General features: G+C 36.3%; 16 protein-coding genes. 9 read left to right on the plus strand and 7 right to left on the minus strand.

Going from position 1 to position 18416, the window contains the following annotated elements:
* Nucleotides 1-226: 226 nt before the first annotated feature.
* From mqnE to REI64_RS11275, 3 genes are all read left to right on the plus strand, one after another.
* Nucleotides 227-1414 carry an aminofutalosine synthase MqnE gene (gene mqnE, locus REI64_RS11265; protein ID WP_308850221.1) on the plus strand — a complete coding sequence of 396 codons (1188 nt, stop codon included), beginning with the start codon at nucleotides 227-229 and terminating at the stop codon, nucleotides 1412-1414.
* An 81-nt stretch (nucleotides 1415-1495) separates the two neighbouring features.
* Nucleotides 1496-2110, plus strand: a complete 615-nt coding sequence (locus REI64_RS11270; RefSeq protein WP_308850222.1) for a histidine phosphatase family protein — start codon at nucleotides 1496-1498, stop codon at nucleotides 2108-2110.
* 6 nt (nucleotides 2111-2116) lie between these two features.
* On the plus strand, nucleotides 2117-2842 hold the full coding sequence (locus REI64_RS11275; protein ID WP_308850223.1) for a menaquinone biosynthesis protein: 726 nt from the start codon (nucleotides 2117-2119) through the stop codon (nucleotides 2840-2842).
* Nucleotides 2843-2846: 4 nt separating this feature from the next.
* On the opposite strand, the gene REI64_RS11280 is transcribed toward REI64_RS11275, so the two are convergent.
* The gene (locus REI64_RS11280) at nucleotides 2847-3476 is read right to left on the minus strand and encodes a response regulator transcription factor (RefSeq protein WP_308850224.1); all 630 of its coding nucleotides are present in this window, start codon (nucleotides 3474-3476) and stop codon (nucleotides 2847-2849) included.
* Nucleotides 3477-3484: 8 nt separating this feature from the next.
* Nucleotides 3485-4717 (minus strand): ATP-binding protein, encoded by a 1233-nt coding sequence (locus REI64_RS11285; protein WP_308850225.1) that lies wholly within the window; start codon nucleotides 4715-4717, stop codon nucleotides 3485-3487.
* Between the two features lie 165 nt (nucleotides 4718-4882).
* On the opposite strand from REI64_RS11285, the gene REI64_RS11290 reads away from it, so the two are divergent.
* A complete protein-coding gene (locus tag REI64_RS11290; RefSeq protein WP_308850226.1) occupies nucleotides 4883-7258 on the plus strand; it encodes a T9SS type A sorting domain-containing protein in 2376 nt (791 codons plus the stop codon).
* 187 nt (nucleotides 7259-7445) lie between these two features.
* On the opposite strand, the gene REI64_RS11295 is transcribed toward REI64_RS11290, so the two are convergent.
* From REI64_RS11295 to REI64_RS11305, 3 genes are all read right to left on the minus strand, one after another.
* Nucleotides 7446-7865, minus strand: a complete 420-nt coding sequence (locus REI64_RS11295; RefSeq protein WP_308850227.1) for a CBS domain-containing protein — start codon at nucleotides 7863-7865, stop codon at nucleotides 7446-7448.
* A gap of 145 nt (nucleotides 7866-8010) precedes the next feature.
* Nucleotides 8011-8388, minus strand: coding sequence for a response regulator (locus tag REI64_RS11300; protein ID WP_308850228.1), 378 nt, complete (start codon nucleotides 8386-8388; stop codon nucleotides 8011-8013).
* A 222-nt stretch (nucleotides 8389-8610) separates the two neighbouring features.
* On the minus strand, nucleotides 8611-9093 hold the full coding sequence (locus REI64_RS11305) for a hypothetical protein (protein ID WP_308850229.1): 483 nt from the start codon (nucleotides 9091-9093) through the stop codon (nucleotides 8611-8613).
* A gap of 113 nt (nucleotides 9094-9206) precedes the next feature.
* On the opposite strand from REI64_RS11305, the gene REI64_RS11310 reads away from it, so the two are divergent.
* From REI64_RS11310 to REI64_RS11330, 5 genes are all read left to right on the plus strand, one after another.
* Nucleotides 9207-9779, plus strand: a complete 573-nt coding sequence (locus REI64_RS11310) for a 2'-5' RNA ligase family protein (protein ID WP_308850230.1) — start codon at nucleotides 9207-9209, stop codon at nucleotides 9777-9779.
* A gap of 224 nt (nucleotides 9780-10003) precedes the next feature.
* Nucleotides 10004-12613 (plus strand): DNA mismatch repair protein MutS, encoded by a 2610-nt coding sequence (gene mutS, locus REI64_RS11315; protein WP_308850231.1) that lies wholly within the window; start codon nucleotides 10004-10006, stop codon nucleotides 12611-12613.
* Nucleotides 12614-12713: 100 nt separating this feature from the next.
* Nucleotides 12714-13211, plus strand: a complete 498-nt coding sequence (locus tag REI64_RS11320; protein WP_308850232.1) for an NlpC/P60 family protein — start codon at nucleotides 12714-12716, stop codon at nucleotides 13209-13211.
* A 56-nt stretch (nucleotides 13212-13267) separates the two neighbouring features.
* Complete coding sequence (locus tag REI64_RS11325) at nucleotides 13268-13741, plus strand: TlpA disulfide reductase family protein (RefSeq protein ID WP_308850233.1); 474 nt, start codon at nucleotides 13268-13270, stop codon at nucleotides 13739-13741.
* Nucleotides 13742-13825: 84 nt separating this feature from the next.
* Nucleotides 13826-14446, plus strand: a complete 621-nt coding sequence (locus REI64_RS11330; protein ID WP_308850234.1) for a thioredoxin family protein — start codon at nucleotides 13826-13828, stop codon at nucleotides 14444-14446.
* A 51-nt stretch (nucleotides 14447-14497) separates the two neighbouring features.
* Here REI64_RS11330 and REI64_RS11335 read toward each other — a convergent pair whose 3' ends face one another.
* On the minus strand, nucleotides 14498-16396 hold the full coding sequence (locus REI64_RS11335) for a DUF3857 domain-containing protein (protein WP_308850235.1): 1899 nt from the start codon (nucleotides 16394-16396) through the stop codon (nucleotides 14498-14500).
* Entirely contained in the window at nucleotides 16396-18372 is a 1977-nt protein-coding gene (locus REI64_RS11340) for a DUF3857 domain-containing protein (RefSeq protein ID WP_308850236.1), read from the minus strand. Before REI64_RS11340 ends, REI64_RS11335 begins: the two co-directional genes overlap by 1 nt.
* Nucleotides 18373-18416 lie beyond the last annotated feature (44 nt).

An 18416-nucleotide genomic window follows, 5' to 3' on the forward strand; every position in this document is an offset into this window, starting at 1 on the left:
CTACAAAAGTATGTTTAAACCACCAAGACACAAAGCACACTAAGAAGTTATGTTGAAAATATATCTTCAAACCACATCAACTATTGACCATAAGATAATCAATCTTATAGTATTTCAACAATTAACCGATTAAACAGTTAACCAACTTTACAACAATTCGACAATTAAACAATTCAGCAATTAAACATTTAAACGTACTTTTGCATAAATCTTAAGGAGAACAATAGTGCAATCGTTAGATATACTGATACAAAACCCAAACTTAGCTCAACCATTAAAAGATATCGCTACCAAAGTAAAAGATGGTACGCGTATCAGTTTTGACGAAGGTGTTTACCTCTATCAAAATGCAGAACTAAGTTATTTAGGCGTTTTGGCAAATTACATTCGTGAAAAGAAACATGGAGATTTGACTTATTTCAATAGGAATTTCCACATTGAACCTACCAATATCTGTGTTTACGATTGTAAGTTTTGCTCTTACAGCCGCATGATTAAGCAACGTGAAGAGGGGTGGGAAATGGATGTGGATGGCATGATTGATATCCTTAAGAAATACGATGACGAACCTGTAACCGAAGTACATATTACCGGCGGTGTAGTGCCAAAGCAAAATCTAGATTTCTACGCTAGTTTTTTCAGAAAAGCAAAAGCACATCGTCCTGATTTACATATCAAAGCATTAACTCCGGTAGAGTATTACTACATCTTCAAGAAGGCGAAATTGAGCCACTATGATGGGATGAAATTTTTGCAAGAAGCAGGCTTAGACTCAATGCCCGGCGGTGGTGCAGAGATTTTCCATCCGGAGGTAAGAGAAAAAATTGCCCACGATAAATGTACTGCAGAGCAGTGGTTAGATATTCATGAACAAGCCCATAAATTAGGGATGCGTACCAATGCAACTATGCTTTACGGACATATCGAAGAGTTTTGGCACAGGGTAGACCACATGGAGCGTTTGCGCCAATTACAAGATAAAACTGGTGGTTTCCAAGCATTCATTCCTTTGAAGTTCAGAAACCAAAACAATCAGATGAGTGATGTAGCAGAAGTTTCTGTGGTAGAAGATTTACGTAACTATGCTATTGCTCGTATTTATTTAGACAATTTTGAGCATATCAAAGCTTATTGGGCAATGATTAGTAGAGAAACTGCGCAGCTAAGTTTGAATTTTGGAGTAGACGATATAGACGGCACTTTAGATGATACTACTAAAATCTATTCGATGGCAGGTGCCGAAGAGCAGACGCCAGCAATGAGCACCAAAGAGTTGGTAGACTTAATTAAATACGTAAAACGTAAGCCAATTGAAAGAGATACCCTTTACAACGTAGTTACCGATTACACCGAACACGTTTTTGAAGATGATGTAAAACCGTCTTATTATAAATTGCCAGTAGTAAACCCCTAAATCCCCTAAAGGGGACTTTAGCATAAAGCACATTTAAAAATTAATCAATAAAATAAAAAAGCCCCTTTAGGGGTTTGGGGTATGAAGGAACTATACATCATCCGCCACGGCGAAACAGAACTTAATAGATTAGGCATAGTACAAGGAAGAGGTGTAGACGCCGATTTAAATGATACTGGAATTGCACAAGCAGCAGCTTTCTTTAGCAAGTATAGTTCTGTTAAGTTTGATAAAATATATACTTCATCCTTAGTCAGAACACATCAAACAGTTAAAGGGTTTATAGATTTAGGTTTGCCTTGGGAACAATTAGATGGTTTGGACGAATTAGCTTGGGGCGAATGGGAAGGAAAGCCCAATACCGAAGAAGCTAGAGAGGCATTTAGAGCTGTAGTAAGAGAATGGCAAATAGGCAATTATGATGCTAAGTTTGGCGGCGGCGAAAGTCCGAATGAAGTTGGTGCTCGTATGGCAAAAGCTATGGAGCACATCAAAAAGCAAACTGAAGAAAAATGTATTCTGATTTGTATGCACGGCAGAGCAATGCGTTTAATTCTTTGTATGTTGCTAGAAAAACCTTTTAGCGATATGGAGGAGTTTCCTCATTCTAACACCACGCTTTATCGTTTGCAATACGATGATAATAAATTTACGCTAATCGATTCTAACAACATTTCTCACTTAGCGCAATTATAAAATACCTTGAATAAGATTAAAATTTCTGCAGTTTCTTATACCAATACCAAGCCGTTTATTTACGGAATAAAACATTCTTCTATATTAGAAAAAATTGACCTCAGTTTAGATATTCCCGCCGATTGCGCTAAAAAACTGATAGAAAACCAAGTAGATATCGGTTTAATTCCTGTAGCTGCAATTCCTTTTGTGCCTAATGCGCAAATTATCAGTTCGTATTGCATAGGTTCGGTTGGGGCGGTTAATTCTGTTTTTATCTTTTCTGATGTTCCTGTTGAGGAGATTAAAACCGTAAAGTTAGACCCACAATCTCGTACTTCTAACAATCTTGCCAAAGTATTATTGAAAAATCATTTTAAGGTTGAGGTTAATTTTGTAAATGACCAATCTGCTACGACTGATGCAATTGTTTTAATTGGTGATAGAACTTTTGGTCGTAAAGCCGATTTTAAATATGCCTACGATATGGGAGAGGAGTGGATGAACTTTACAGGATTGCCTTTCATGTATGCCGCTTGGGTGGCTAACAAACCTATTCCAGAAGATTTTTTAAAAGATTTTGATATAGCGCTAGGCGAAGGCATTCAAAATATTCCAACTGTGATTAATGAATTATCGGTTATTGAGGGGATCGATATCGAGGATTATCTTTTACACAAATTAAATTTCGAGCTTACCGAAGAAAAATTGAAGGCTAAAGACTTGTTTTTAGACTTGGTAGGCCAACTTTAACGAGTTACATTTTATTAGTCCAATTGTTGTTTTGTGCAATTTTAATGGCTTCTACTTTGCTGTTTACTTCTAACTTGCGGTATATACTTTTGATGTGCGTTCTAACGGTTTCTTTGCTAATAAACAAATCTAAAGCAATTTTAGAGTAACTTTTGCCCTCGGCAATACTTTGTAACACTTCTGTTTCACGGTCTGATAGCGGCGAATTGCCTTGCCGGCTAAATGAATTTACCACCATTTTTGCTATAGAAAGGCTCATTGGTGCGCCGCCGTTTAGTGCTTCATCAATAGTTTGTACAATACTAGCTGTGTTAGAGTTTTTTATGATATAGCCACCAGCGCCAGCACATAAAGATTTAAAAACCTTCTCGCTGTCTTCATGCACCGTAATAATTAAGACTATGCATTTTGGCACCTGTTTCTTAATTAGTATTGTACCCTCAATACCACTCATTCCAGGTAGCTCAATATCCATAAGTACCACATCTGGCTTGTCTTCTTGTAAATGGGTAATCGCGTCTTCACAATTGCTATATTGTCCTACAACATCATATTTGCCTATAGCCTGTAACGTAATAAAAAAACCGCTTCGTATAGCCGGGTTATCTTCTACAATAATTATTCTGCTGTTCATTGTTGTATTTAAATTGGGTATATAAGAGGGCAAGTGAGTATTATTTTAGTTCCGTTGGCATTGCCCGCAACCTCCAATTCGAAACCATTATCGCTGCTTCTCTTTTTCATATTGGCCAAACCATTATGAGGTTCATTAACTGATGGCTTTTTCCACTTTCCATCATCTATAAGTGTAAATGTTACCTCATTGTCTTTTTTTTCCATGGCAAGTATAACTTCGTTGGCATTGGCATGCTTAATCACATTGTTCATTGCTTCTTTAAAAATCAAAATAATGTGCCTAGAAGCAAAAGGAGCTAGTAATCCGATATTCTCAACAAGATTTTGTTTCTGTTGTACAGAAAATGCAGTGTCAAATTGGTTGTAAAAAAATTGCCCAAAAGAAGTTAGGTAGCCAAATAAAACTTCAGGCTCATCATTTTGATGGTTAATGCCCCATAAAAAATCTCTACTAGACTCATATAAATGTTCACTGTTAATGATAATGTTTTCGATAATTGGCATTGTTTCATGTTGATCATCAACTTTGTTTTTTAGCTGTATGGCTTGGCGTGTTATTGCAGATAGAATATTTCCTGTTTCGTCGTGAAAATCAGAAGCCAGCATTTGCCGCATATTATTTATTTGCTGATTTCTTTCCCTAATAGCCGTATTTAGTTCATTAATTCTTAAATGTTGTTCTTTTCTTACCTGTTGTCTGGCATATTCATTTTGCGCTTTTAACATGTTGAAGAAAATGAGCATAAAAATGGTAAGGCAACAATGAAAAAAGAAAATACTATATATATGGTCTTCGGCAGAACTTTGGTATTGTAAAAAAGCAAGTATTGCAAAACTTGTTATGCAACCAGCGAGGGTAAAGTAACCAAACTGTTTGCCTGCCCACGAACCTGTTAAAAGTATACCGTAAAATGCCGACATATATGGAGAAAGTATATTGCCAGAGCTATCACATATATGGATATAAACGGCAAAACAAATGGTAAAAGTTATGTAGGTTGGTATTCTATAATCTATGTTGACTTTAATTGCATAGCAAGTGATAAAGGCCGATATCCCAATAATGATAAAATATGCTGGCAATACAGAAAAATAGAGCAAGGGAAGGGGTAGTACAATTAGTAAAACTGCAGCCACCAACATGCCACTAAGTATTACGCAAACCTCATCGTACTTTGGGTGTAGCTTGTTCTGTAGTTTTAAAGGTAAAAAGTAAGCTATTATTTTTTCAGGTAACATCTGCAAACATTTGTTAGCTCTAAGTTACATAGTACAACAACTATTTACTTTGTTTTATTTAAATATCCCCCAATTTGGGGGATACTCCTATAAGTTTTATACTCTAGTTTTGACTTGTCATTCAATCCACCTTTATATCAGCAACATATCTTATCCATTTAAATTATGAAGAAAAGCTACTTTTTATTCCTTTTTCTGTTCTTTACTGCGAACCTATTTGCGTTAGCAAACACCGTCAAAAGCCCTAAAATATTTCAGGTAGATGATAACAAATTTGAGTATGGTTTTGGTGGGGCACTAGATAATAATCTTTTTGAAGTGAACGGATTAAATAATGTAAGTACACTAATAGAAACTAGATTACAGGCCTCAAACTCGAGTTGGCAGTCGCGTCTATGGACCAAAGAAAGCTTCACAAGAACGGAAGGGTTGACCTTTGAAGGAAGCGTGTTTATTCCGTTTAGTGGTTATAAGGCTATAATGGTAGGTTTTCGTAATGAAACAAACGGTACCGACGGTATTGTGCATGGTCTGTATTTTTTTGACAATGGTACTGGAAGTAATGTAACCATATCTGCTAGAAACCAAGATAATTCTCAAAATATGCCTACTAATTCGTATGTTAATAATACTTCGCCTGGCAGTTGGTTCGACTATAAAATTGTATTGCATTCGCAAGGTGCTACCTATTACGTAAAGAGAAGCACAGAAAGCAATTTTAATAATGTAATGTATTTTGATGGTGGTACTAATTTAGCTGAATTGAAGGTTGGCTTACAAGCTACCACCGGCAGCTCTACAAACTATACCGCTCATAAAGATTGGAAGGTATACCAAACCAATATATTGTATGTAAATAAGGGCGTTATAGGTGGCGATGGTTCTGGCAACAGGTGGGCAAATGCTTTTTCTGAACTTGCAGATGCTTTGAAGGTAGCAAAGGAAAATGACAACAAGTGGACATTAGATAATCCGTTGGAAATATGGGTGGCCAAAGGTGTTTATAAACCACTTTACAGTCCGATAAATAATTTGGCTGATGGGCAAAATAATGCATTTAGAGTGGTGAAAAATACGCATATATACGGAGGCTTTGCAGGAACAGAGTATGATTTGGATAGTAGGAATTTGAGTGTGGCCTCTAATATTAGTATATTGAGTGGAGACATTAATGGTGATGACATTATAAGCGGTACTGGTAGCAGCTTGTCTATTGGTAACATTGCTGATAATGTACATCATGTTGTTGTTTCTGTTGGAGATGTAGGAGGTGCGTTACTTAATGGTTTTACCATTAGTGGCGGAATTGCACAATCATCAGGTTCTATAACTTTAAGTGGGTATGCCATATATAAAAATTGCGGAGGGGGAGTTTATTGTAGAAGGTCTTCTCCGTTTTTGAAAAATGTTATAGTTAAAAATAATTTGGCAAGTTCCATAGGTGGCGGGGTTTATAATGATGATATCTCAAATGCCAATTATATTAATGTTCTAATAACTCAAAATATTGGCGCATTAGGAGGTGGTATATCAAATGATACTTCTACACCAGTTTTTTTAAATGTTACCGTAGTTTCAAATAAGGCAACTGACAACGGCGGGGCTATTTATAATAATAGAGCTACTCCAAAAATTTATAATAGCATCCTGTTCGACAATATTTCTACTGGTAATGTAAACATCCATAATTTGGGAGGGAATGATTTTAAGCCAAGTTTTGTCAATTCATTAGTTCACGGAAGTTCAAGTGGTAACTGGAATAACTTATTTGGTATAGATGGAGGATTTAATATTGATATTAACCCGGCTTTTACTAATGCTGCAAATGGCGATTACACACTTAGCAATGCTAGTGGGGCAATTAACATGGGAGATAATGCACTTTTTCAGAACTTAACTCGCACTACTACAGATTTATTAGGCAATCCTCGTGTGTATAATTTTAATACAGGTGGCGTAATAGACTTGGGAGCGTACGAATACCAAGGTATGCCAAGTGTGCTTCCAGTTAACTTAAATTGGTTTTGGGCTCAAAAAAAAGCTAACGGTGCGCAACTTGCTTGGCAAACAGTCTTAGAACATAACAACAAGGGTTTTATAATATACCGAAGCGACGATAATGTAAACTTTATAAAAATTGGACAAGTAGTAGTGGGAGGAGCGACAGCATCGTTAACTTTTAAAAATTATTCGTTTTTCGATAGTAATCCATTAGATGGCAATAATTATTACAAACTCTTACAAGAGGATAAAGATGGTACAACAACAGTGTTAGGGATTAAGGCATTGAATTTCCAGATTTCAACTGATATTAGATTTTACCCTAATCCAACGTCAGATTTGTTGACTGTAACTTTTGCCGAGGGAAGATATAAAACATTAACCATTACAGATACCAGTGGTAAAAACCTAATTAAAAATACAATCGCAGCGCAGGAACGTAGCACTATGGTGTCGTTGGCAAATTATTCTTCAGGTATCTATTTTGTTCGTTTAAAAGGCGATAACGATGTTGAAACTAGAAAATTGATAAAAAAGTAATAGCGGCGTAGTCAAGATGCTTTTTTATCAGAAAAATACCTTCCCTTACACTACTTGGTTTAGTTAATTTCTTTAAAAATGACTAAAACCTCTCAGAAACAACAAAGCCATCTGCTCTTGAGTTGCTTAGACATTGAGCAGACGGCCTGTTTCCTTAATTAACTATTATTTTGTTTTTAAACGTTGCTTAGTGATATTGTGCTAATAGATACTTAATTAAATCTGTGGTAGAAATAATTCCTACAATTTTACCCTCATCTAGTACCGGCAATGCATGAAACTCGACTTTACTCATGATATCCGCCACTTCTTTAACTGTATCGTGTACATCTACCGTGGTTGGATTGTGTACCATCACTTGCTCTGTTCTTAGCATTTCAAAAACGGTTTCATCAATATTCTCTTGACCTTCGTAGATATCAGCAAAGCTTAATCTTAAAATATCTGTTTTACTGATAATGCCAACCAGCGTTCTTCCAGATACAATAGGTAGATGCCTAATGTTGTTATCTTTTAATAACGTACTGATGTGTTTTAAGCTGTCAGTTACATTAGCAGTAACCAAATTTTTGGTCATAATTTCGGAAATAGGCACACGTTGTTTCATATTCGATGTTGTTTAAATTGTTAATCAAATATGATTGTTTTAGCTTGTGTTGTTAGTAACGGTAGTCACTAAAAAAGATGATTGTTCTCAGCATATAACGCCACAGATACATGGATTTAATCATTGCATCTGTGGCTAACGTTTACTAAGCGATATGACTATAATAGTCAACGCGTTGCATAAAATCGTTCAAGTCAAACGGTTTGTTAATGTAACTATCCGCATCGCATTTAGATTTTACCTTGCTCAAATGGTTATTCCCCGACATCATCATTACTGGAATGTGATGGGTTCTTAAATCACGTTTCAACTTTGTGCAGATGTCTAGTCCATTTGCATCTGGCAAAATCACATCTAGCACAATCATATCTGGCGTATGCTGCTGCATTTCTTTCCAGAAGGTGTTCGCATTTTTACAAACTTTTACATCGTAGAGTTCTTCCACTAACAAAAACTCAATAATGTCGGCTATGTTAGCGTTGTCTTCCAACACATAGACACATTTTTTATCTGTTGCTTCCATAACTATAAACTTTAGTTCGATATATAAACGAAACTTGTAAATCAGTAGTTTATGTTATTTATTCACAAGAGAAGAGTTATCCACCTTTGAGGAAGTTTGAGCAGCGGGATTAGTGCAAAAGAAACGGGGACCAAATCATTAAAGATCTGATCCCCGCCATCTAAATTAACGCTCTCTGAATATAAAACAGTAGAAATTCAGTTTTATTGCGTAACTGTAAAATTATTTATCTGCAGATTTCGATTTTTTAGCTACTGTAGGTTTTTCGGCAGCTACTTTCTTTTTAGCGGTTGCCTTTTTCTTTATTTCCTCAGTAGGAGCTATGTTTTCTTCTTTTTGCTTTTTAGGAGCGGCCTTAGTCTTTGTAGCTGGTGTTTCTTCTTTTTTCTTTGCTACAGACTTGGCTTTTGCCGATGATTTTTCTTCAGTTTTAACATCGGATGTTACATTAGCCACATTTTTAGATGGTGCCGTAGCAAGGTAGGTATCTAAAAGTTGCTGTAAGTACAATTCTGGTTTAGGCATATTAACTACCGTTCCGGGCTCTCTATCTTGATTTTGCTTAATGTACGCCGATTTGATCTTACCCCAGTCTTTAGAGTAAAGTTTGATAAACATTTGCACAAATTCCTCGTGCGTATATTTCTTAGGCAATCTACCTAAAACTACTTGTATCTTTTCTTCTTTGCGATGTAAAATTGCCATATTGTATTTTGTGAGTGTACAAATATAACAATAACTAATCGGCTCATGAAATGGTATAAAAGTGAGCCGATTAACGATTTTATTCGGCTCATGTTTTTAAATTTTAATTAAATATGATCTCAGAGAAATTCAAATATTCTATTGTAATTGCACCTTCAGAAGATGGGGTTAGATACGTAGACCAATTAAAAAATGAGTTAAATACAAAAATAGGTTGGTACAATAGTAGGAACTCTAAGGCTCATCTTACAATTATTGAATTTACCGCTGATGAAGATGAACTTGAAGAGGTAATATCTGCTTTTAAAAAAATTACTAGCTATGAAAATCCTTTATATTTAAGATTTGATGGCGTTGACAGCTACCCAAATGGGGCTGTTTTCCTTAAACCAGACGAAGCTATAAAAGTTCCACTTACTGAATTAATGGCTAGAATTCAGAAAAAACTGAATATCAAAAACTCGTACAAAAGTAAAGACCCTCACATTTCTATTGGTAGGAAACTGAGTGAAGAAAATGTTGAAATAGCTTTGGAAATGTTTGCAGATGCCAAACTTGAATTTACTTGTGAAAATCTAGTTTTGAGAAAGTTTAACCCAGAACGGAAGCAATATGATAAGTTTTCTGATGATTTTAAGTTTTTAGGGTTACCACCAGAACAAGCTGCACAGCAAAGTCTTTTTTAAATTTGGTTTTTGGCAAAGGATTAAGTTTTCTAAACCTGATGGAAATGGCAGCCCCGAAGTATGAGGGCTATAATGTACAGCAGGACTGACTTTAATAAAAGCGATGGAAATGCTTTTCAAAAAACACTGCATTTTTCCTCTCCACAATACGATAATTTCTCCACAAAAACTGCTAGGCTACGGTGCAAGATGCTATCTTTACACTTTAGTAAATTTTTAAGATTTTGGCCAAAGCAAAAGAAACTGTTACCCCGTTAATGCAGCAATACAATACCATTAAGGCGAAATATCCTGGTGCGTTATTGTTATTTAGAGTAGGAGATTTTTACGAAACTTTTGGCGAGGATGCCATTAAAACTTCACAAATTTTAGGGATTGTACTCACCAAACGTGGCACTGGACCTAACGGTGCGTTAGAATTGGCAGGTTTTCCGCATCATTCGTTAGAAAACTACCTTTCTAAATTGGTTAGGGCCGGACAAAGGGTTGCTATTTGCGATCAGTTGGAAGACCCTAAAATGACCAAAACCATTGTGAAACGTGGTGTTACAGAGTTAATTACTCCAGGAGTTGCGTACAGTGATAATATTTTAAGTCAAAAATCTAACAACTACCTTGCTGCTGTATACTTCGAAAAGACAAGTATGGGGGTGGCATTTTGCGATATTTCTACGGGCGAATTTTTGGTTGCACAGGGCAATGCAGAATATATCGACAAGCTTTTACAAAGTTTTAAGCCTACAGAGGTTGTTTATCAAAAAAGCAAACGTTCTGAATTTCCACAGCTATTTGGCGATAAATTTTACACTTTCCATATTGATGATTGGGCCTTTACCCAAGATTATGCTACCGAAGTTTTAACCAAGCATTTTGAGGTTAACTCCTTAAAAGGATTTGGGGTGGATAAACTGACCGCTGGAATTGTTGCGGCAGGCGTGGTGTTATACTATTTAGGCGAAACCGAACACAGAAACTTGCAACATATTACTTCGATTTCTCGTGTAGAGGAAGAAAAGTATATGTGGTTAGATCATTTTACCATCCGTAATTTGGAGTTGGTGAGTTCGCCTCACGATAATGCTGTAACTTTATTTGATGTGCTAGATCATACTTGTACACCAATGGGAGCTAGGTTGTTGCACAAATGGATTATCATGCCATTGAAGGAATTGAAGCCAATTCAGGAGCGCCTGGGTATGGTAGATTTCTTGGTGAAAAATGAAGTGCTGGCAGATGAGTTTTTACAGCACATTAAACCTATCGGCGATTTAGAACGCCTGATTTCTAAGGTTGGTCTGCAAAAGGCTGGCCCGAGGGAATTGTTGCAACTAAAACGAGCCTTGGGTCATATAGAAGAAGTACAAAAGTTAGCGGCGAATAGCAAAAACCAATATTTGGAGGTTTTGGCATCGCAGTTAAACCCTTGCACTAATATTAAAGAGAAACTGGAGAGAGAGTTACAGGCAGATCCACCCGCTTTGTTGGTAAAGGGCAACGTAATTGCTGATGGCGTTGATGAAGAATTGGATAGGTTACGTAAAATTGCCTTCGGCGGTAAAGAGTTTCTGGTAGAAATTCAACGTCGTGAGATTGAAAACACGGGCATTCCATCTTTAAAAATTTCTTTCAACAACGTTTTTGGGTACTATTTAGAGGTTACCCATACACATAAAGATAAAGTGCCAGAAAGTTGGATCCGTAAGCAGACTTTGGTTAGTGCAGAGCGATATATTACGCCAGAATTAAAGGAATACGAAGAACAAATTTTAGGTGCTGAAGAGAAGATACAAGCGATAGAAGTAAGATTGTATAATGAATTGATGTACCAAGTGGCTCATTTCATTAAACCAATACAGTTAAACGCTTATTTAATTGCACAATTAGATGTTTTGTTGTGCTTTTCGCAACTGGCGGTTAAGAATTACTATACTAAACCAGAGCTAAATAATTCGAAAGAATTAGATATAAAAGGTGGCCGCCACCCGGTTATTGAAAAGCGCTTGCCAGTTGGCGAAGAATACATTACCAACGATGTGTATTTAGACAATGATACACAGCAAATCATGATGATTACTGGTCCGAATATGTCGGGTAAGTCGGCTATTTTACGCCAAAGTGCATTGATAGTTTTGATGGCACAGATGGGGTGTTTTGTACCTGCAAAATCGGCAACTATCGGTATTGTAGATAAGATCTTTACCAGAGTTGGTGCTTCTGATAACCTTTCGAGTGGAGAAAGTACATTCATGGTAGAAATGAACGAAACTGCCAGCATCTTAAACAATATCTCTGACAGAAGCTTGATTTTGTTAGATGAAATTGGACGTGGTACGAGTACTTACGATGGTATTTCGATTGCTTGGGCAATTGCAGAGTATTTGCATGAGCATCCAACGGCTAGACCAAAAACGTTATTTGCTACGCATTACCATGAACTTAACGACTTGGAAAATACCATGAGCCGCATTAAGAACTTTAACGTGACCAGTAAAGAATTACAGAACAAAATTATCTTCTTACGTAAGTTGGTTCCTGGTGGTAGCGAGCATAGTTTTGGTATCCACGTGGCTAAAATGGCGGGCATGCCAGCAAAGCTGATAGGAAGGGCAAATGAAATATTAAAGCGCTTGGAGATAGACCGTACCGAAGGGCAAAGCGTTAAGGATAGCATTAAGAAAGTTCAAAATCAAGCTTACCAACTACAAATGTTCGCAATTGATGACCCTGTGTTGGTTAAAATTCGTGATTCGCTGAATAACTTAGATGTGAATACGCTAACTCCGGTAGAGGCGTTATTAAAACTGGACGAGATCCAAAGGTTGATAAAGAATTAATAAGCATTCTTTAGAAATGAAGTGAACTTTTGCCGTCATCTCGACGATAGGAGAGATCTATTACTTTCTATGCAGTGCTTTATAACTTTAAATAGTAAATATGGTAGCAGTTAGACGAAGTTATTTATTATGGATTTGTGTGATTTTCTTGTCAATATTGGCATCCTGCGGTAGCAGAAAAAATACCAGCAATACTAAAGCCGCCCGTGCTGCAGATGCAATGGCCAATTTGAAAAGCAAACCGCTTTATCGTTTCATTAACAATTGGACTGGTGTTAAATACAAGCTTGGTGGCTTAGATAAAAGTGGGATAGATTGCTCTGGTTTTGCGTTATTGTTACAAAAAGATATCTACGGCAAATCGTTGCCACGTAGATCGAGGGATCAAGCAGATGCGGTAAAAAAACGTAGCTACAATAATTTAAAAGAAGGAGATCTGATATTCTTTTCTTTTGGAGGTAGAGAGGTAGATCACGTTGGTGTTTATTTAAATGGTGATTTTTTTGTGCATGCCTCAACTACTAGAGGCGTAATTGTGGATGATTTGACTTTACCTGTGTACCAAAGAGCCATTGTTAAAACAGGAACGCTGAATTAATTGTTTGTTTTTAACTTAATAGGTTATCCGAATTACAGAATCTAAACCTTTAATAGATGAAAAGATACATCGTAACAATTCTATTAATCTTAGTAGGATATGGAGCAAATGCACAAGTTAAATTATTAACTTTAAATGAATTAGAACAAAGAGTAGCCAAGGGAAAGGATACTACCTATGTTGTGAATTTTTGGGCAACTTGGTGCGGGCCATGTGTAGAGGAACTGCCTTATTTTGAAAGACTGACTAGCGAAAATGCGAAGAAGCCATTTAAAGTGATATTAATGAGCTTAGATTTTAAATCAAAATTAAAGACAGATGTAGAACCTTTTGTTGCTAAGCACAAGTTAAAATCTGAAGTTTTTGTAGTGAATGAAATGGACCAACAGAAATTTATTGACCGTGTAGACAAGAGTTGGTCTGGTGCTTTACCAGCTACTTTAATACTGAACACAGATAAGAAGGTGAGGTCTTTTTACGAAAAAGCATTCACCTATGATGAACTATTGAAAGTTCTAAATAAAAAATGAACCACCTTAGACACCTAAGAAAATAAAGACTAAAATGTGCTAAAGTTTCTTAGGCGGTATAAAAATCAATTAATTAAATAATGTATGAAAAAGTTATTATTAGCGTGCTTAACCTTGTTTGTGGTTACTGCCGTAAATGCTCAAAATCAAACCGGCTATCAAGTCGGCGATTTAGCGTCAGATTTTAATTTGAAGAATGTTGACGGTAAAAATGTTTCTTTGGCTAACTACAAAAATGCCAAGGGGTACATTGTAATATTTACTTGCAACACTTGTCCAGTTTCTAAAGCTTATGAGAGCCGTAAAGAAGAATTGAACAAAATGTACGCTGCAAAAGGATATCCGGTAGTAGCTATCAATACAAATGATCCCGTAGCTTCACCAGGCGATACTTACGAAAAAATGCAGGAACGAGCCAAAGAGAAAAACTTCAGCTTTGCATATTTACTAGATCCAGATCATGTTTTTACGAAAAAATATGGTGCTATGCGTACACCGCATGTATTCGTATTACAAAAAACAGCTAAAGGTAACGAAGTAGTGTATATAGGAGCTATTGACAACGATCAACAATTGGCTAATCCACAAAGAGATAATTACGTGCAAAACGCAGTAAATCAATTATTAAAAGGAGAGAAGCCAAGTGTAGCTTCTACAAAAGCAATTGGCTGCACCATAAAATGGAAAAAAGAAGTTAGCAAGTAGTTAAGATATTCTTAGCAGGAGCCTCAGCATTAATTTGTTGGGGCTTTTTGTTTATTGCTTCAGCAACAATGTTGCTCTAATTCTATCATTATTAGCCACCTCGTTTACAAAGTTCTCAAAAGCTTCATACTCTTCTGGTTTAAACTGCCCGTCTTTCATTTCCAACTTTCGGTAGTACATCAGTTTGCCTTCTTTCATTTTTATTGCTAACTCATACTGTCCAAACTTATTATCTATTTTTACTTCTTTGGGAACGATAACAGGAATTATTCCATCATCAAGCTTAAAACTGATGCTATCAACATCTACATAACCACGCTTTAAATCTAAAGCTAAAACTCTATTTCGCACAGCGGGAACAGATCGTTTTACGTTAAATAAATTGGGCGTAAACACAATTTTTCCATTGTTAATGGCCGCATAATTACCAACTTCAACAGCTAGTTGCTCTGTAAATTGAGCTTGCTCTGTATCAACATCAAAAGCCATAGAGGCAAACTCGATATTGTTGATATCGTACAAATACTTTAATTGCTTTTCTCTTTCAGTAGGCGATTTTTTAAGCAAAAAGTAATGGTTGTCGAATTGAGATCCGGTAAACTTTGTTTCAATTTTACCAGAAATAGCTCCATTTTTTGATAGAGAAAGTTCTCCAGTGCGTAGCTGAACACTTTTTGCAGCTTCAAATTTCGGGGTTTTCATCAATTTTCCGCCTTCTTTTGTACAAGCCAACACCCATCTGTCATCTGTAAACGAGCCTAAGTAGCCGAACGGTGCATCTTGACTAGTACATTCTAACCAAGTTGGCTCACCGTTTAATGGCAAGCACAAAATAACGTGGTTTCCTTGCTCCATGCTAGCAAACGAAGGCATCAAATCTGTTTTTTCATCTCCAGCTGCAACCACACAGTAATAAGATTCAATACCTACAACTTCTAAAAGTGCCTGCATATAATTCACCAATGCTTTACAATCTCCATAACCTAATTTATCTACTTCAGTTGCTTTAATTGGCTGAAAACCACCGATACCAATTTGCACGCTGATGTAGCGTGTTTTCTTTTGGAAGTGCTCGTAAATCTTTTTTGCTTTGGCTCTATCGGTAGTTTCGCCTTTTACCAACTCCTCAATTAACCACACAGTTTCAAGTGGCAAAGCTCGTCTGTCTTTCAGTAAATAATCGTAGCTCAACTTGCCCAAGCCTTGCCAGTCGGTATATGTACCCTTAAAATTGTAGTAGCTAAAATTTACGGGAGCAACTTTAATAGATGGGAAATAGATATCAGGGTTTGGAGCGTAAGGCTCATGTTTTAGTGCATTAATGTTCTCTATTTTCCATAAAATGGCTTTTTGTTTATCAACGTTAAGTTCTTCCTTTGTTCCCTTATAGTTTTTGGTGTTGATCCTAATTTCGTCTGTCGGATTGCTGATAAACTGATAGCTGCTTTTCTCCACCGAAACATCAAACCCTGGAACTGGTCGCCATTCGGGAATAATTAAATTTTGTTTGTTCCTAATTTCGTAGTGATAAACAATAGTATAAGGATAAGTATTAATTTGCGGGATGTAATATTTCACCCGGCTATCTTCAAATAAAGAAAAATCATTAATGGCACTTTCGTCCTTGAAATTACTTAACGAAAATTTACTGACCTGTTTCCCAAACTCATCGTAAATCTCGCCTTTAACAGATCTAATAGCTGTGTTTTTATCGTAAAACAATACCAGCTGCCCATGTTTATCTCCATTTTTGTTAAATACTGTAACTGCTTTGTCAACACTAAGCAGTACATTTTCTGGCGAGCGCATATCAATTATTGTCTTATCGTCTCTAATAACTGCATGTGCTCGGTTTTTTAAGGAAGCAGGAATGTTTTCTATCGTATAGTTTTGAGCTTTAGCAGCATTTATTATTAACAGTAAAGCCCAAATAAAGTGAAATCTCTTCATTAGTTGTTTTTTGAAATCAACACATCAGCTTTTTGTGCTTGTATCACCCTGTTATAAAATTCTTTGAGATAATGATATTCTTCTGAAGTGTAAATGGCCTTACTGAGCAATAACTGTTGGTTAACCATTAGATTTTTATCTACCAAAGTGGTTTGTAAAATATATCTGCCACCCTGATTGGGAAGTGCAATAGATAAATCTTTTGGCTGTTCTTTCAGTACGTAATTTTCTGGTAGTACCAAGTTGATCGAGATTCTCTCTTCATTGGCGGCGCCTAAATCAACCGGATAGTTCCTTTCACTCAACTTAAATGGGTTTTTTCTAACGGGGTTGATGAAAAACGGATTAAAATGAGTAGCATTATTTTCGTTACTAGCAATGGTAAGCTCCACTTCGTATTCCTCTATCAATGCGTTTTCTACACTATCAACGTTCTTTATCTTAAAGTTTTTGATTTTAATATTCGTTAAACGTTCATCTAGTTTCTCCACATACTCATCTACAGAAGTGTATTTTTTAATGTCCTTTCTGATATTGAGTGCATTAAGGCCAAGAGCTATCGAAGTAACAGTACCTATAATTTTACCATCTTCAGTCATTTTACCAATTAAACTATGCGTGGTAGCACTTTTTTTGGCTGCTTTTAAATCAATCCAATAAGAAGGTTTCTTAAGATTGATTACCCTGCCCTGATCATTAATACACCTTAATGGAAGTAAGCCAAAAGGTAATAATGGCTCCGAAGCATCTAACAGATAACTATTTTCTCCGATATTCACTTTTGCAACTACATAGTTAAAATCGCTCATGATAGGGTAGAGCTTATTCGGAGTTCCGTTCTCCCTTGTAGAAAGAATTACCGCTTCTACATCTAAATCTGCTGCAGAAAGGGCAGAAATTAATGCAAAGTTAATATCCGCTACATTGCCACTTCTTCTATCGATAACCTCTTTAACACTGGTTTCGCTATACTTGCCATAGTAATTGTTCCACCTAATTTGTTTTTTTATGTATTCAAATATTGCTTTCGCTTTATCCAAATCAGTTGTTGCATTAGTAGTAAGACTAGGTACTATACTTTTAAAAACATCCTTTCTTTTCATCTGACCACCAAAATCTCTGTTGCTGGTTAGTTCGTAGTCTACATCTCGCCAGGTTTTAGTATATTTCTGGCTAGAACCGTTCAAATAGAAAACTTCTTCAAGCTCAAAGTAAACGGCCGATTTATAATTGGTAGGAGCTGTCATATAGTCTTCCTCTATAAATGCAGGCATATTTTTCATATTATAGGTAAGCTTAGAACAATCCATTTCTTTGCCTGCAATACGTAAACATTCTCTGCTTAGTTCTGCCTTTGTATCCGTAAGTTTATAAAAACCTCTTAACGAAACATTATATCTGTAATTAGCCGGAATATATGCCACGTAGGTGCTGTTTACTTTCGGTATATCAGATTGAAAATTCCAAGTCTTAAAGTTGAATAAGAATGGTGTTTCGATCATGTAGCTATATTCTATGATAGAATTGTCTTTTAAGTTAGGTAAGGTAAATTTTGCCAACGTTAGGTATTTGGATTTTTCTTCGCGGAAAACAGCTTTTTCAGACATGGCTGTTTCTTCCAACCTGCCATTTTGGTAGTTGAAAGTAGTCGCCTTAATATCTGAAATAGTTTCTTGCTCATTGTTTCCTGTTCCACTTTTGTAAAGAGGCACCACTATATTTGCCGCATCAAACCCCTCTTTATTAAAAAGTTTAATACGGGCATGGTATTGGTGTATTAATCTCATGTGGCCGGTTTCCGAATCATAACTGAAGCGTGTGGAACCAGCTTCGTTCAAATAAACGGCATTGGCATTGCTGTCAAGCTGCTTTCGGTCAAAAATTCGATCGTTATTGCTGAGCTGTCCAAAGGTAAAGTCTTGGGCAATAGTAACAATTGGGGAGAGTAATAAAGCGAAAATGAAGATTCTTAACATAGCCGATAGTTTGATAATGCAATATAACCCATCCATTAGAATTA

It is taken from the genome of Pedobacter sp., assembly GCF_031119335.1.
Classification (GTDB): Bacteria; Bacteroidota; Bacteroidia; order Sphingobacteriales; family Sphingobacteriaceae; genus Pedobacter.